12 protein-coding genes and 2 riboswitches are annotated in these 16,026 nt (G+C 39.1%); of the genes, 7 read left to right on the top strand and 5 right to left on the bottom strand.

Annotated elements, in window-relative coordinates:
* Positions 1 to 53 precede the first annotated feature (53 nt).
* Positions 54 to 191, top strand: a riboswitch (cobalamin riboswitch).
* 67 nt (positions 192 to 258) lie between these two features.
* Positions 259 to 2,148, top strand: coding sequence for a TonB-dependent receptor domain-containing protein (locus tag GQS55_RS19630; protein ID WP_159822381.1), 1,890 nt, complete (start codon positions 259 to 261; stop codon positions 2,146 to 2,148).
* Between the two features lie 117 nt (positions 2,149 to 2,265).
* On the opposite strand, the gene cobD is transcribed toward GQS55_RS19630, so the two are convergent.
* The 3 genes from cobD to GQS55_RS19615 are packed head-to-tail and all read right to left on the bottom strand — an operon-like array spanning position 2,266 to position 5,026.
* Positions 2,266 to 3,342 (bottom strand): threonine-phosphate decarboxylase CobD, encoded by a 1,077-nt coding sequence (gene cobD / locus GQS55_RS19625; RefSeq protein ID WP_159822379.1) that lies wholly within the window; start codon positions 3,340 to 3,342, stop codon positions 2,266 to 2,268.
* Between the two features lie 36 nt (positions 3,343 to 3,378).
* The gene (locus GQS55_RS19620; RefSeq protein ID WP_159822377.1) at positions 3,379 to 4,425 is read right to left on the bottom strand and encodes a cobalamin biosynthesis protein CobD/CbiB; all 1,047 of its coding nucleotides are present in this window, start codon (positions 4,423 to 4,425) and stop codon (positions 3,379 to 3,381) included.
* A gap of 7 nt (positions 4,426 to 4,432) precedes the next feature.
* Positions 4,433 to 5,026, bottom strand: a complete 594-nt coding sequence (locus GQS55_RS19615) for a histidine phosphatase family protein (protein ID WP_159822375.1) — start codon at positions 5,024 to 5,026, stop codon at positions 4,433 to 4,435.
* A 235-nt stretch (positions 5,027 to 5,261) separates the two neighbouring features.
* A riboswitch (cobalamin riboswitch) is annotated at positions 5,262 to 5,480 on the top strand.
* Positions 5,481 to 5,761: 281 nt separating this feature from the next.
* Here GQS55_RS19615 and GQS55_RS19610 point away from each other — a divergent pair.
* The 6 genes from GQS55_RS19610 (at position 5,762) to cobO (ending at position 13,871) form a co-directional block, all read left to right on the top strand.
* Positions 5,762 to 6,376 (top strand): hypothetical protein, encoded by a 615-nt coding sequence (locus GQS55_RS19610; RefSeq protein ID WP_159822373.1) that lies wholly within the window; start codon positions 5,762 to 5,764, stop codon positions 6,374 to 6,376.
* 27 nt (positions 6,377 to 6,403) lie between these two features.
* On the top strand, positions 6,404 to 7,822 hold the full coding sequence (locus GQS55_RS19605; protein WP_236559708.1) for a cobyrinate a,c-diamide synthase: 1,419 nt from the start codon (positions 6,404 to 6,406) through the stop codon (positions 7,820 to 7,822).
* Between the two features lie 159 nt (positions 7,823 to 7,981).
* Positions 7,982 to 12,430: a cobaltochelatase subunit CobN gene (locus GQS55_RS19600; protein ID WP_201294545.1), complete on the top strand. Its 4,449-nt coding sequence runs from the start codon at positions 7,982 to 7,984 to the stop codon at positions 12,428 to 12,430.
* 1 nt (position 12,431) lies between these two features.
* Positions 12,432 to 12,881 carry a MotA/TolQ/ExbB proton channel family protein gene (locus GQS55_RS19595; RefSeq protein WP_159822371.1) on the top strand — a complete coding sequence of 150 codons (450 nt, stop codon included), beginning with the start codon at positions 12,432 to 12,434 and terminating at the stop codon, positions 12,879 to 12,881.
* Positions 12,878 to 13,207, top strand: coding sequence for a DUF2149 domain-containing protein (locus GQS55_RS19590; RefSeq protein WP_159822369.1), 330 nt, complete (start codon positions 12,878 to 12,880; stop codon positions 13,205 to 13,207). The genes GQS55_RS19595 and GQS55_RS19590 overlap by 4 nt, the downstream gene beginning before the upstream one ends.
* A gap of 49 nt (positions 13,208 to 13,256) precedes the next feature.
* The gene (gene cobO / locus GQS55_RS19585) at positions 13,257 to 13,871 is read left to right on the top strand and encodes a cob(I)yrinic acid a,c-diamide adenosyltransferase (RefSeq protein ID WP_159822368.1); all 615 of its coding nucleotides are present in this window, start codon (positions 13,257 to 13,259) and stop codon (positions 13,869 to 13,871) included.
* Between the two features lie 76 nt (positions 13,872 to 13,947).
* On the opposite strand, the gene GQS55_RS19580 is transcribed toward cobO, so the two are convergent.
* Together GQS55_RS19580 and GQS55_RS19575 are read right to left on the bottom strand one after the other, a co-directional pair.
* The gene (locus tag GQS55_RS19580) at positions 13,948 to 14,913 is read right to left on the bottom strand and encodes a DUF4862 family protein (RefSeq protein ID WP_159822366.1); all 966 of its coding nucleotides are present in this window, start codon (positions 14,911 to 14,913) and stop codon (positions 13,948 to 13,950) included.
* Positions 14,914 to 15,068: 155 nt separating this feature from the next.
* A complete protein-coding gene (locus GQS55_RS19575; protein ID WP_159822364.1) occupies positions 15,069 to 16,004 on the bottom strand; it encodes a PhzF family phenazine biosynthesis protein in 936 nt (311 codons plus the stop codon).
* Positions 16,005 to 16,026: the final 22 nt, after the last annotated feature.

The following is a 16,026-nucleotide window of genomic DNA, read 5'->3' as shown; positions in this document are numbered from 1 at the left end:
ATACGCTTCGTTAAGTGTATTATACCAATTTAATTGATTTGGTATAAATAGATTCAAGGGTGGAAATACTTCCACTTTATTATAGTAAGAAACGAGGGAAACTTATGAGAATTAAGTACTGCCCCCGCAACGGTAATAACTTATCGCAGTTACGATAAGTTTAAGTCCGATACCTTGTACTTACTTAATTATCATTGAGCTAAAAATACATAGCTCAATGATCAACATGATGCGGCGGGCGTCATAGAGCGAGGTAATATGAAAGCAAAAACATTATTTAAGAAAATACAGTTTAAGAAAACACAGCTTAAGAAAGCACAGTTCAAGAAAACACTTACTCAAATTGCTGTAACGTCAGTATTATTTTCTGCAGCATCAAGTTCAGTCGCTAATACCGTTACTGAAAAAAGTGCTGACATAGAAAACATTGTTGTTACGGCAAATCGAACTCAACAAGAACAGTTTTTATCACTTTCAGCAACTGTGGTTATCGGTCGCGCTGAAATTGAAGCGATCCAACCGCAAAATGTTACTGAACTACTTAATACCGTGGCAGGGGTTACTGTTGCTAATTTAGGCGGGGCAGGTCAATCTTCTTCTGTATTTATGCGTGGTACTAATAGTAATCATACTCTGGTATTAGTTGATGGCGTTCGTATTGGCTCTGCAACAACAGGTAGCACGAGTTTCTCTTCAATGTCTGTTGCTTTAATTGAACGTATTGAAGTGGTAAAAGGCCCTCGAGGTGCGCTTTGGGGATCTGATGCTATTGGCGGTGTGATTCAAATTTTTACTAAAAAGCTTAATTCCAAAGAAGGGTTTGTTACTGCTGGTATCGGTAGTAATGGTTACTGGAAAACAGAAGCGGCTATCGGTCTTGGTGATGAAGATAATTCATTGACTATTGCTGCCGCTTTAGAAGAAAGTGATGGCTTTAACGCAACAGAACATGCTGGCCAAGAAGATGATGATGGTTATGATCGTCAATCTTTTAGTGTTAATGGTCAAAGTAAATTATCCAAAGAATATACCCTTGATTTAGTTTCTCATTATGAAAAAGGCGGTTCAGATTACGACAGTAAATCGGCTGGCTCAGATGAAAATGAATATGAAAATTATTCAGTTAAACTAGGTGGCGCTTATAACGCGGATAAACTTGCAATTGAAACCTCATTTGCTAAGTCGCAAGACCAAGGTGGTTCATTCAAAAGTAATACTACACCAAAAGTAGTTAGTGAAATCACCACGAAACGAGACCAATTTGGTTTGTTTGCCCAGTATCAATTAAATGATAAAACAAACCTTACAGGTGGTTTCGATTGGTATAAAGAGCGTGTTTCAAATACTAGCTCTGACTATGAGGTAAATGCGCGAAAAGCATCAGCTGTATTTGTTCAAGCTCGTCATCACGAAGGTCAATTTTTATTTGAAGGCGCGGTGCGTCAAGACGATATTGATGGCTTAGACAAAGAAGTTACTTACAACCTTTCAGCAGGTTATCAATTCAATGACGACTGGTTATTAAGTTTAAGTAAAGGTACGGGCTTTAAAGCGCCAACATTTAATGACTTATATTGGCCTGGTTCGGGTAATCCATTGTTAAAGCCTGAAAAAGTAGAGAGCTCAGAAATACTTGTGCGTAATCAATTTAATAATGGCAGTGTTGAGTTAAGTTTCTATGATACTGAAATAGAAAACCTAATTGCATGGGCACCCAATGCTGACGGTGATTGGCAGCCAGCTAATGTCGATCTTGCTACCGCTAAAGGTGTTGATTTAACGGTTTCATTACAAACGGGAGAGCTTTCTCATTTAGTCGCGGCGGCTTATGTAGAAGCAGAAAACAAGTTAACAGGTAAAGCATTATTGCGTCGTCCAAAAGTTACCGTAACCTATACTTTGGGTTATCAAATTGGTGATTTTACTACGAATATTGTCTTTGATTTTAGAGGTAGAAGTGAAGATAATAAAAACACCGTTACCTTGCAATCAGAACTTTTAACTAATATTTCAGTAGGTTACCAAGTGTCAGAGGACTTTTCTATTGTCGGTAAAGTCAATAACCTTTTTGACGAAGAATATAGGGTTGCTGAAGATTACCTGACTGACGGTGTTAACTTTCAATTAACAGGTACTTATACTTTTTAATTGATTCGTTGATATCACACAAAAATATATAACGTAAAAAGGTAGAGCAGTCATTTACCTTTTTACGTTCTTAGTTCTTAATTTTTAGGTTTTAGTTTTTTGCCTTTTAAAGTCAATTTAATTTTTTATATTCGCTAAAGCGTTAGCGAGTCGTTCAAAATCTTCTGCTTTTGGTATACCAAACCGCAATGCACACTTATCATCCGTCAGTCTTACATAAACCCCTTGTTTGCATAACGCAATATAGTAATTTTCAGCACTTTTTTTGCCATCAATGTTTTTATTCTCAAGGCTTGTATCGTCTCTACCTGCTTTAAAATAAACCGTTTGAAATAGAGCAGTGCCAGATATTGTCGTTATTTGTTGCATGGGTAAATTTTCAGTGAGTAATGTCTGTAACTGGCTGCTTAACGTTTTTAGGGTTTGTTGTTGCTGCCTTTGCCAGTGTTTATCTTCTAGGGCTTTTTGCGCAATAAACTGTGCCGGGCCATTAACTTGCCAAGGACCAAGGTGATCACTAAACCTTGCTAACCAATCGTCGTTACCGATTAAAAAACCAATACGAATTCCAGCTAAACCAAAAAACTTGCCAAATGAGCGTAATATCAAGGTGTTTTTGTCGCTGTTGCTAATGCTTATATTAGCCATTGATTGCGCCGGCTCAATTACGTCAATAAAGGCTTCATCAATAACGAATAAACCATTACTTTGCGCTAATTTTTGTTGATAGCTGAGCAACGTTGCTTTTTGATAGAGCTGTCCGGTTGGATTATTTGGATTAATCACCACCAACACCGAATTTTCTTTAATCTCGGTAATTTCAGGTAAAGTGTCTTGATACCAACACACTATAAAACCGGCTGTTTGCCACGCTAAGGCATGTTCTTTATAGCCTTGCTCAGGTAAATAAACCGTTGTTGAATGTTTATTTTCTTCATGCCATAACGTCGGTAAGAGCTTTATTATCGCTTGGCTACCGTTAGTGATTAGTAAGCTGTTAGTGTTGTAATAACCTTTGGCGGCAGTTTCTAACGCACTATTGGGTTGAGGTAATACTTGGTACAACTGTTCAGGTATTGATGGAATAGGATAGCTAAGTGGGGCTATACCGGTAGATAAATCTAACCAGTTTTCAGGGGCAATGTTAAATTGTTTCGCCACTCGCTGTAATTGTCCACCGTGAATAAGAGCCAAAAGTTTTCCCTAAAAGTAATAAATTTAAATATAGCGTTAGCTATCGTGGTAACTAAAATAACAGCTCAATTGCAAGATAAGCACAAAAAAAACTAACAGGATCGCAGCCCGTTTTACTAATGTGATACTGCGTGGCATGTCGTCTATGCTGACCGATCTTCCTAAACCTAAGGTTGGTGAAGTAACGGTTTTACCATGATACAAGGCATTGCCGCCGAGTGTTATTTTCATCACGGTAGCGCCAGCCGCCATCACCCAACCACCATTGTGGCTTTTATATTGATTACCTTGCTGATAAGCATTGATAACCGATTGTTTAATATTACCTTGTATTGCATACAGTAGCGTACAAACCTTTCCTGAAAAAAAACCTAATAAGTCATCAAGCTTGGCGCTGGCATAACCAAAGTCATTGAAACGAGTATTTTTGTAGCCCCACATAGCATCGAGCGTGTTAGCGAAGCGATGTAAAATAACCAATGGCGCGCCGCCGATAATATAATAAACCATAGAGGCGATAACCGAATCATGGCCATTTTCGAGCATAGACTCAACCGTTGCCCTCGACATTGCTTGTGGTGAAAGTGCGCTAGTTTCTCTACTCACAATATAACCGGTAAAATGTCGTGCTTGCTCTATTTTACCTGCTTTTAATGGGAGGTAAATCTGCATAGCATGCTGATGTAAGCTATTGAGGCCAATCGCTAAATAAAGTACACAGGCATCGAGTAATATCTGCCAATACCAGACTAAATCATTCATAAACAAAAAATAAAAGGTCGGCAGAGGTAGTACAAGTAAGCACCAAGCAAAGGTGCCTAATAGTTTAATTCTTAGAGTAGATTGTTGCTGATTAGCCTGAGCCATACTTTGAAAATAATTTTTTAACTTATCAGGAGAGGAGTTTGCATTAAGCGCCAATTCTATTTTGTCTGCAAGCCAACCAAAGCCCACAAGGTAATGATAATGTTTAGCTTCGCCTAATGTTTTATCAAGCAGTAAAGCCAATAAAATTGTAAGAGTTGTAGCGAAATAAGGCGCTAATAACATGGCTTGGCCGATTATATTTTCTATCCACAACATGGTTAATTTACTTCGTTGTTAACGTTTCACATTGAAAGTTTTTATTGTCATGATTATACGTTAAATGAAAGGTAGAGCCATTGTCGAATAATTCATAAGCATTGCGCGTTGACTGTTGACCTAGCTTTGCTAAAAAACAACGTAACGCTTCACCATGAAAGATCACTAATAAGTTTTTATTGATATGTTTTTTTGCTAATCGTTGCAGGGCATTATCAATACGTGTTCCGCAATCTATCGCACTTTCGCCATCGGTGGGTTGCAATGCCGTATATTGATGTAATATTTCGTCAAAATGTTTTTCAGTTTTAATATCATTGACATATTGCCCTTGCCAGCGGCCTAAATTTCGCTCGGTAATCGCTTCTAAGTTAATAACAGGAACGTTCAACTTCTGTTGGCAAATCATGGCGGTGCTCATCGCGCGCCCAAGAGAAGACGAAATAATAGTGTCTATTTTTTTATTAGCAACCAATTGTGCAAGCTGTTTCGATTGCGCTTTACCCAACGGTGTTAATTCGCTATCTAATTGACCTTGATAGCGATGCACTGCATTCCATTGTGTTTGACCATGGCGGGCTAAATATAAGTGTGTGTTCATTGATTTTTAATACTAAATAACAAAATTTAACCGCGAAAGGTCAACAGACCTTAACGTTTTATCATAATTTTAAAGGGCGCGTAGCGTAACTAAATCAATGCTCAGGTTCAATGCAAATATTCTCAACTGTAAATGTGGGTAGCACTGCTTGCCATTTAGCTGTGTTAGTTGTTGAATAACTTGAGGCCATCACGTATTATTTGCGCAGATTTAGGTGTCTTCAAACATTATTCGATTGATTTATCGTCTCTGGTGATTTATCACACAATAATGCCATGAAGGTGAAACGTGAAACTGGTGAAATACCAGTACTGCCCCCGCAACGGTAACTGTGAGCAGCAACAAAACCACTGTATTGAGTCGCTAAGTAGAATATTACGTTAGTGCTGTATGGGAAGGTGTTGCAAATGCAATGATCAGAAGTCCGGAGACCGGCCTAATCAACCCTATTTATTTTCATTTATTAAGTGTTTATAGCGTTTTATAGATGTTTTCTACTATAAATAGGCATACTCGACAACTGCGGTGGGCGGTGATTCAGAGATAAGTATATGTGCTGAATTTAGTTAACATTTCCTAAATGGCAGCGTGAAGTCTTGATTACCTCTCATTCGTGCCGATTATCTATGAAAATAGGCTAAATCGATTACGCTTACAGAGTTAAATAGTCTTTTTATCATCTACTGCCTTTGATTTCCTACACCGTTAAATAACTATTTATTTAATGAGAACGTTATGAAATCAACTGATCAAAAAGCCCCTTTGAATATACTTATTGCCGTATTTTCAGTATTAGTATTGTTAATGCTTGCTACACGAACACATCATTTTTCTAGTTTTAATCATTTGCCTAGTGCCTCAATTGCTATCTTCTTCTTAGCAGGAATGTATTTACGTAACATTAAAATGTTCTGGGTTTTCTATATTCTGTCGGTCACTATCGATCTTGCTTCCTCTTATTATCGAGGACAATTTGGTGATTGCATCACGACCTCTTATCCAGCATTAGTGTTTAGTTATGCTGTTATGTTTACTGCCGGTTTTTATACTAAACCTAATTGGCAAACGAGTGCTTGGCAAAATAATGTTATTAAAGTTGCGTTAAGCCTATTTATTGCTAGCTCGGTTGCTTTCTTTATCTCAAATGGTAGTTATTATGCATTCTCAGGTAATTTCCCTAATTTATCATGGGTAGAATACGCAACTCGTGTTGAGAAATATTATTTTAAATCGATTTCTAATCCTATCTTCTATGTTATCTCGGCTATCGTAATTGATTTTACAATCAGTCACTTCTTTACCGATAAAGCGATAAATACTAATGCTATTACTCGTAATAATAACCACTAACCGTAATTAATATAAAAGAAGCATCTCATGGCAGTAGACAATAAAACACTTCCTTTTCAAAAGCAGGTAGAGCATAAAGCAGGCAGTGGCGTTATGTGCCCAGCATTGATTGTTGCTGCACCTCATTCTGGCTCAGGTAAAACCACGGTTACAGCGGCTATTGCCCGTTACCATAGAGATCAAGGTCGTAAGGTAACGGTGTTTAAAGTAGGCCCTGATTTTATTGATCCAATGATTTTACGACAAGCCAGTGGTGAATTGGTGTATCAATTAGATCTATGGTTAGTAGGTGAGGAAGGCTGCCAAGCGCTATTGCATCGTGCTGCGATGGAATCTGATCTTATTTTAATTGAAGGCGTTATGGGACTGTTTGATGGCACACCGAGTAGTGCCGACTTAGCCGAATATTTTAATATACCAGTACTTGGCGTGATTGACGCGAAAGCAATGGCACAAACATTCGCGGCTGTTACTTACGGTTTGGCAACATTTAGAAAAAATCTCCCTTTTGCCGGCGTTATTGCCAATCGCGTTAATACCGATCGTCATGTTGAGCTGATAAGCACCTGTTTACCAGAAGAGTTTCGATTTTTTGGCCGTATCCCTAAAGATGATGTTATTACCCTGCCAGCGCGTCACTTAGGTTTAGTGCTCGCACAAGAGCTCAGTGATATTGATGCTCAGTTAGATAAAGCGGCAAGCCATATCGGCAATACCGGCTTAGCTGATTTACCAGCCGAAGTAGAGTTCTTTAGCGTTGCAAGCCAGAGTGATAAAGACGTTATAACTAAACAGGCGCTCGCAGGCACACGCATTATTATTATAAAAGATAATGCTTTTAGTTTTATTTATGCGGCCAACATTTCATTTTTAGAACAAGCTGGAGCCGAGCTGGTTTATTGTTCAGCCATTGCGGATGCTCACTTGCCTGAAGGCGATATTTTATATATTCCGGGTGGCTATCCAGAGCTTTATGCTGAACAGCTAATGAATAATATATCTTTTATTAGTGATGTAAGAGACTTTGCCGCAAGTAATAAACCTATTGTTGCTGAATGTGGGGGGATGTTGTATTTGCTTGATCAACTAACGGATATGTCAGGGCAAGAGTTCTCTATGCTTGGGCTTGTACCAGGCAAAGCGGTAATGCAGAAAAAGCTTGCTGCAATAGGCTCTCAATGGGTTGATTTACCCTCTTTTGCGCAAGATAAAAGCAACGTTTCTGAAGATATATCGATTAACAATAGAATGCGAGGTCATAGCTTTCATTACTCCAGTGCTGATGTTGAATTAGTACCTAGTTATCAAACAACGCATCACCCCAGTGAACGAGCAGGTGAGTTTGTTTATCAACATAACAATATTCTTGCGTCATATATGCATTGGTATTTACCGAGTAATCCAACGTTATCATTACGTATTTTTGATAAAACCCGTTATTTATAGGGCGATTATTGCTACCTAGTTCATCTATTTAGCATTCACCTTATTGTTCACTTTGTTCTATTGATAAAGCGTTATGTAAGTAACGTTTTTTTTATGAGATTTTTTATGAAATATTATTGCCTTATTAGCTTCTTATTCATTGCCTTGCTTAGCAGTTTTATGTCAAATGCCAAAGAAACTAAATTATTGGCGTTTGTTTCAGATCGATCCGCAGCAACCATTGTTGCGGGCGCTCACCAGTTTTTAGATAATCAAGCATTGGAAAATCAAGCGTTCACTACTGGTGTTAGCATTCGCAGTGTTAGTCAATTGAATCAACTAACAAACACAGAAATACAGCAGTTAATTAATCAACATCAAGGGTTAATTATTGCTGGCGTATTTGGTGAATCCGTAGAGCGGTTATTAGCATTAACTTATGAAAACAAGCAAACGCGGTGGGTATTGAATACCGATAGACGTTTAATGGTGCTACATAACGATGCACAAGGTGGTAATGTTGCGGCGCTGGCCAGTAAACAAGTACAAGATTTAATGGCTTCAATTGATAAAGATAATTACTTGCAAGCACTTACTCTAAAGCAAACACAGTGGCCACAGTTTGCTGCTTGGCTACAAGCGCGAGCTTATTGGCAAAATAAAGGTAAAGAAAACCTAGGAGAATTATTTAAGTGGCTGAAAGTAAATACGCTTACAAACGTAACACCAAGTAGCAAAACATTAATAGATCAGGCAAAGCGTGTTTTACCTCTGCAACCTATTCGTTTCTATTGGCAAGAGCAGCTCATTAACGAGACGCAATTAAACAAAAAAATCGCTGAAAATCAAAGTGCACCCATCGTATTCATTGTTGATCATGATACGGGCGATCAACCTGGGCAATGGCAGTTACATCAACAATTATGTCAACCTCAGTGGCAGTGTATATCAGTACTGGCTGGCTGGGGTAAATCGAGCGAGCAAGCCATTGACATTATTCGTCAAATTAAATCAACACAACCGTTAGCACTTATTGCATTGCAAGATTTTGTTATTGGCGGTGGTGAAGGCCGCGAATCTGTCACTCAAAAATTTAATGAATTGAATATCCCTGTATTTAAAGGGATAAGAATGACCGAATTAAGCGCACTTGAATATAAGCTTTCACCCACCGGGTTACCGAGCGATACCGTACATTACCGCGTTGCCATGCCTGAGTTACAAGGTGTTTCTCAGCCTCATATTCTCGCCTTAGCGTCAAGTGAGAAACTCGATAAAGCAACGGGTGCAAGTATTTCAATGAGCGAAGTGCTAACAGAGGAAGTTATACGTTTACAGGCACGAGTTGATGCTTGGTTAGCCTTAAGCAGACTTGATAACGCGGCTAAAAAAGTCGCTATTGTTTATTATAATCACCCGCCCGGTCGTCATAATATTGGTGCCGATAACTTAGATGTACAACAATCGTTATGGCACATATTACAAACATTAAAAGCGCAAGGTTATGATCTTGGTCCAGAGGCTGACTTTCCTAAGTCTGCTGATGAACTGTTAGATCTTTTACAATTAAAAGCGGTAAATTTACCGCAAGACGCTGGCGCGCTTAACCAAATGGCACCGTTAATCAATAAAATGTCGGCCAGAGAGTATCAAACTTACTTTGATACCTTACCTGATATTGTTAAAGCTGAAATGGTTGATGGGCCACTGGGTTATTTACATGCCAGAATTGAATTTTACCTTTTTCAACAAGGCGCACAGCAACTAGCGCAGCTCCCCATCATTGAGCAAGGTTCAGTGTTAACGGCATTACTCAACAATGTAGAAAGTACCTCAATTGATCTACATCACGCATTAGACGGCATAAGACATAAAGGTCGTGACCGTGCGTTAAACTTATTGGCGCAGCTTACACAAGAATATAAGCGTATTATTTCGCTGAAACTTGAAAACAACACTGTGTTGGCAAAACAATTTAACCAAGCCGAAGAACTTAAAAATGCGTTGCTTAATATGCAAATTGAAGGCATACGTGGCTGGGGTAGTGTGCCGGGTAAAACCATGGTTTGGAATGATGAGATTTTGTTACCCGGTGTGCAGTTTGGTAATATCTTTTTAGGCCCACAACCACCAAGAGGTTGGGAGCTTAATGAAGAGTTATTGCATGCCAATATGACATTTCCACCGCCACACCAATATTTAGCATTTTACTATCACTTACGTGATGTGTTTAAGGCGAATGCTATTGTGCATTTAGGTCGACATTCTACGTATGAGTTTTTGCCTAAACGAGCGGTAGGTTTATCGGCAAGTGATTATCCGTCATTAATCATTGCCAACATTCCCAGTGTTTATCCTTATATTGTAGATGGCGTAGGTGAGGGTATTCAAGCCAAGCGTCGAGGTGTTGCGGTGATGTTAGATCACTTAACTCCGCCTTTAGCAACCACAGAGCTGTACGATGGTCTATTACAATTGCGACAGTTAATTGAAAGTGCCGAAGCGGCATCGAATATCGACACCAAGAAAAAAGCCATTAAAGCCCTGCGTCATAAAATTAAGGTCTTAAATTTAACTGACGAACTTGTGGCAAGTATGGATGAAGAACTACAAGTACGTGGTATTGGTTTTGGCGAGGTTGATGATGACTTTTTATTGCATGAAGTCGGGCATTACCTAACTAAGTTACAAGAAGATTTTATGCCATTAGGCTTACACATTTATGGCAAAGATTGGCAAGAAAATGCCATTGAAACCATGATGACATCTATTGAAAAAGGCGAGTTAGATTTTAATGATACTCAGCGTAATCAAATTAGAGAAAACCTGATTAAATCACCAAAAAGTGAAATGTCAGCCTTTTTAAACGCCTTAAATGGCGGTTTTGTTGCGCCAGGTAAAGGCAATGACCCGATAAGAACACCTGATGCGCTGCCAACAGGTCGTAACTTTTATGCCTTAGATGGTAGCTTAATTCCATCACAACTGGGTTTTGCTACCGGTCAACAGTTAGCAAGTAAAGCGCGATCTGAAAATCCTATTGTCGATAAAACCCATAAAGAGGCCGTTATTTTATGGGCGTCTGATGCTGTTCGTGACGAAGGCGCTATGATTGCCTTTGGTATGGACATGCTTGGGGTAAAACCAGTATGGAATCGTCGAGGCATATTAAAGTCTTTAACCTTGATACCGCTTGATAAAGAGCGTACTCAACGTAGAGATATTGTTTTTACAACCTCAGGATTGTTCCGCGATTTATATGCTCAGCAATTAGCATGGCTAGATCGATCGGTTTTATTGGCGCTAGCAGCAAGTAAAAATACTATTGAACGCGATCACCCTGCGCTTATCATGGCTTTGCACGCCGCGTTAAAGCCTGTTGACCATATTATTGAAAATGAAAAGCATGCCTTTGATGAACCGTTAACCAGTAATATGGTTGCCAGTAATTGGCTACGTGAAGCGCAAGCCTTATTACGTTCAAATAGCGATATAAGCCCTGAGTTGTTAGGTCGTCAAGCCAGTTATCGTATTTTTGGAACGGCGCCCGGCGCTTATGGCGCAGGTATTAACCGTTTAGCTGAACGTTCAGGTGCTTGGCAAGAGCGAAAAGAATTAGGCGACGCTTATATTAAACGTATGAGCCATGCTTATGGTGTGCCTAATGAGAATGTTGAAATGGGCAGTAATGTTCAATCCTTATTTCGCGAACAATTAGCTCATGTTAATAATACGTATTTAGGGCGCGCAAGTAACCTTTATGGCTTAATTGATAATAACGATGCTTATGATTATCTTGGCGGCTTAAATTTAGCCATTGAAACGATTGCAGGTAAACAACCAAACAGTTTTGTTATCTCGCATGCAAACAGTAAAAATATGTCAATAGAGCCACTGCAAACAGCTTTGTTGTCAGAGCTGCGCGGACGCTTTCTTAATCGACAATGGATCCAGCCCTTAATGAAACAAGGTTACGCTGGCGCACGAACTATGGGCAGTGAATTTATTGAGAACCTTTGGGGTTGGCAAGCAACAAGTCCAGAAATTATTCGTTCGTGGGTATGGGAAGATTTAAAAGCGATCTATATTGATGATAGTTTAGACATTGGTTTAGATGAATTCTTACAACAAGCACATAACGTGCATGTGCAAAGTAATATCTTAGCAGTGATGTTAGTGGCGATTGAAAAAGGTTTTTGGCAAGCGGATCAATCAACGCAACAAGCACTGGCCGAAAAATTTGCTAAAAACATTATAGAAAATGGTATTCCAGGTAGCGGTCACACGCACGCAAACCACCCTATTTATGACTTTATTAAACCGATGTTGTCAGCAGAGGTTAATCGTCAATTAGCTGAGGTATTAGCTGCGGCTAATCATACGCCAGTAGGTGATGCTGCTTCTGGGGTTCAACATATTCAAGAAATTAGTACTGAATTAAAAGTAAAAAATACAGATGACGCTAAAGCTAGTTCAAGCTCAGCAGCTGATAAAGCTTCAGATGAAGCAAATACCGAACAATCATCTGAGCAGCGCTATTTATTGTTGGGTGTGATCGCTGTGCTATTACTGTTAGTGCTTACTGGTTATCTGCGTTCTCGTCGTCAATTACCGAAAGTAGAGTCTTAATATGTTGTATGGTTTTTCGTTAGAGTTAATGCATTTAATCACGTCATGGTTATTGCAACCGGTAGTGTGGGGCTTATTATTTTTCACCGCATTAGCCGTGTACGAATTTGGTTTAGCCATTGGCGAACGTTTTTCAGTGATTCCTGCGCTGATGGCGGCCAAGCAAAGAACAGAGCTAATTAAACAAGGCAAAAAACGGATAGAGCGCGCTGACTTTATTACCCGTATTGCCCCTATGTTGGGCTTAATGGGGACATTAATTCCGTTAGGGCCAGGGTTATCTGCATTAGGAACGGGTGATATTAGTATTTTAACTACTGCGATGACAGTAGCGTTTGATACCACCATTATCGGTTTACTTGCCGGTGTTATGGGTTTCGTTTTAGGACGTATGCGTAGACGTTGGTATGACAATGCCATGCAACAGTTAGACGATGAGCTGAACGTATGAGTAATTCATGGCGCAGTAGCCAATTTGACAGTCAAGAACAAGAGCCTTTAGGCCCCTTAGCCAACTTGATTGATATTATGCTGGTTTTTTCTTGTGGGCTAATTGCCGCACTGGTGGCTTTAAGTCCTGAGATTGCACAACACTTTGACGTGAATCAACAAGAAAATGTTGAGAAAGTTCAACCCGTTGACTCTGTCGGTAAAGAACTGACATCCACCCCTGAAGCATTAAAAAATAAGTTACAAAGCCAAGCCGGTTACCAGTCGATGGGACAAGTATATAAAGATCCAGAAACTGGAAAGCTAATACTAATAAGTAATGATTAATCATCTTAAAATAACGATGCGAATTGAAAAATAGTAAAAGAGGAAACTAATGACAGACATCATTAATAACGACAAAGAACAAAAACACATTGAACGCCAAAAAAAAATTAAAGCCAAAGTCGACGAACGTGTCGCTAAAGCGACCGAAGAACGTGGTGTTTTCGTGGTAATCACAGGTAATGGCAAAGGTAAGAGTACCTCAGGTTTTGGTACGGTATTGCGCGCTATTGGTCATGGTCAAAAAGCCGGTGTGGTGCAATTTATTAAAGGCAGTAAGTGGGAATGTGGTGAAATGAACATTCTAAAACAATTTCCTGTTCAACATCATGTAATGGGTACCGGGTTTACATGGGAAACACAAAGCACAGAAACTGATATAGCCGCAGCGAAAGTGGCTTGGCAAATAAGCAAAGAAATGCTGAGCGACGAAACTCTTAGCATTGTTTTACTTGATGAAATGACCTACATGGTGAAGTATGGTTATATTGAGTTAGATGAAATTATTGAAGCGTTAAATAACCGCCCTAAAATGCAACACGTCATTATTACTGGTCGGGCTTGCCATCGTCGTTTAATTGAGTTGGCTGATACCGTGTCAGAAGTACAACCGATCAAACATGCTTTTAAGGCTGGCGTAAAGGCGCAAAAAGGGCTTGATTGGTAAGATTCGTTTAATAGAAACGTGTTAATTTACTTAACACGTTTTGAGTTATTCCCCATTACTGCTCGTGGGTAAAAACTTATTTACTGGTCACTTTATCAAGTAACGAAAGTAAACTTTTTATATAAGAAACACGTTCGTTGACACTTATATCATTCGGGCGTATTGCTATTTTTCCGCCAAGAAAACCAAGTTTTTCATACTGGCATTGTGCAAGAGATCGTTCTATTTCATTAAGCGTTAAAGAAGAACCTTCTGCAAAACTTGGTACATCAAGCGCTTGGGCATGCGGCATATGGGTATCACGCCATTGACCGTAAGGTCCTTCAACACCTGATGCGCCTGAAAAAATAATACCTTTTAATAAACCACAGTCATAAGCTTGTTTTATATGTTGTATTGGGCCTTCAACGCTACGTGTTTCAATCGCAGAGCGTCCCCAATTAATGCTAATACCAATGTCGGCATCATGTTTACTGTTAACGTTTTGAATAGCGGTTATTTCATCTTCTAGCGACATAAAGCCTTTTTGCGCTGCTTGACCTTCAACATACGCATCACAATGTTCAATCACCAGTTTTGCGCCTTGCCAATCCCAAGATTGCATGGTTTCAAAGGATTTTTGTAAAGCCGCGACAGATGATTTAGCCTCAGCCGTGATTCTTGGCGCAGTATGAATTTTAATGAAAGGTACTGCTTGCCTGTTCAAGTGAGTATTTAATTTTACTATCGCTTGCAGGGCTTGTTGATAAAACGCGATAGCGGCTAACCTACCTTCTTCGTTATTTGAGGCAATGCCAAAATGAGGGTTTTTACCAAGGTTGCCCATAACACCAGGAATAGACGTAAATACAAATTGCCATTGTGGGTCAATGTTCTCTAGAAACCAATCATCATCATGGGTATGTAATTCGCCGGTAAATGGATGCTCCAAACCTTGAATAGATTCAATATCCTTTAATTGTTGATAGTAATCTGATTCTTTATTTTTATCCCAAGCATTGCCCGAAGGAGCGGTAGCATAAGCGCCAATAATATATTTCATGTTGATTAATGTAGTCTGTTAATTTTAGAAAAGTTATTGGTTATAGCACTAGGTTTTTTGAATTGCAATCGTAAAAAACCATTCCGCTTCACATGTGAAATCCAGAGAGTGAAATGGAATGGGTAGGTTATTTTATCGATTATAAAATGAATGTCTTAGTAAACTCTGATTTGTCCTTCTCCCACCAATACAGCATAACCACCAACACGTATGGTTAAATCTTTACTTTGTTGATTATCCATCTCAATGAAAAAGTGACTTTGACGGCCATTATTGTCACCCCTTTGAATACCGAAAACATGTGTACCTTTTTGTATATGAGGGTGATCACAAATGTGGCTAGCAAAAGCGGGAATTACACTACCAATAGGTGGATCTTCATTATGAGCAAAAGTAGGTCCTAACAAACGAGCATGAAAGTCGGCAGAATTATCATCGGTATTATTAGCGAAAAGCAGTATTTCCTGTGCTAACGAACTCGGTGCTGAAGAATTACTCCAAGCAGCTTCATTGAATTTAGCTTCACGTATTGCCGTGTAAGACATAATCGGAACAATCAAATAAGGGATACCGCAGGAAACAATTAACGGGCGATAGTTATCGAAGCCTATATCAGCAGGGTTAAGGGACAGCATTGCCGCCAACTCTTCAGTTGTAGGTGTGTAATAATCTATAGCAGCATGCGTATCATAAGTTTGTTGGATAATACCTATTTCACCATCATCATTTTTAGAAACATGACTGTTTATAATTTTTTCATGCCCCTTCATTGTTGATGAAAAAGAAATAAGGTTATGGTTGTTTATTAACGGGATAACAGTGCTCGCTAAAACATAACTTGCTGCTTGAATCGCATGAACGCTGCAAGGTAATTCACATTCTTTTGAAAAAACTCTAATATCTCGGCGATTATTTTTATCGGCCCTTTGTAAAAAAATGGTACAACTCGCATTTAGTTCAGTTGAAATTTGTTGCATTTGTCTATCGGACAAACCACTGGCGTCAGAAAAAACAGGTAAAGGTACACCGTGAAAAGGTTGCTCAGTAAATACATCAACCATGAAGTATTTATAATTATTTAATGTGTTCATCGTCATTCCTTAAGGGGCAAGC

Source organism: Colwellia sp. 20A7 (genome assembly GCF_009832865.1).
Lineage (GTDB): Bacteria > Pseudomonadota > Gammaproteobacteria > Enterobacterales > Alteromonadaceae > Colwellia.
This window is presented reverse-complemented; position numbering and strand designations above follow the sequence as displayed.

Coding starts and splice junctions, on each gene's coding strand:
- GQS55_RS19630 (WP_159822381.1), top strand. CDS start 259: ATGAAAGCAAAAACATTATTTAAGAAAATACAGTTTAAGAAAACACAG.
- GQS55_RS19620 (WP_159822377.1), bottom strand. CDS start 4,425: ATGTTGTGGATAGAAAATATAATCGGCCAAGCCATGTTATTAGCGCCT.
- GQS55_RS19615 (WP_159822375.1), bottom strand. CDS start 5,026: ATGAACACACACTTATATTTAGCCCGCCATGGTCAAACACAATGGAAT.
- GQS55_RS19610 (WP_159822373.1), top strand. CDS start 5,762: ATGAAATCAACTGATCAAAAAGCCCCTTTGAATATACTTATTGCCGTA.
- GQS55_RS19605 (WP_236559708.1), top strand. CDS start 6,404: ATGGCAGTAGACAATAAAACACTTCCTTTTCAAAAGCAGGTAGAGCAT.
- GQS55_RS19600 (WP_201294545.1), top strand. CDS start 7,982: ATGTCAAATGCCAAAGAAACTAAATTATTGGCGTTTGTTTCAGATCGA.
- GQS55_RS19595 (WP_159822371.1), top strand. CDS start 12,432: ATGTTGTATGGTTTTTCGTTAGAGTTAATGCATTTAATCACGTCATGG.
- GQS55_RS19590 (WP_159822369.1), top strand. CDS start 12,878: ATGAGTAATTCATGGCGCAGTAGCCAATTTGACAGTCAAGAACAAGAG.
- cobO (WP_159822368.1), top strand. CDS start 13,257: ATGACAGACATCATTAATAACGACAAAGAACAAAAACACATTGAACGC.
- GQS55_RS19580 (WP_159822366.1), bottom strand. CDS start 14,913: ATGAAATATATTATTGGCGCTTATGCTACCGCTCCTTCGGGCAATGCT.
- GQS55_RS19575 (WP_159822364.1), bottom strand. CDS start 16,004: ATGAACACATTAAATAATTATAAATACTTCATGGTTGATGTATTTACT.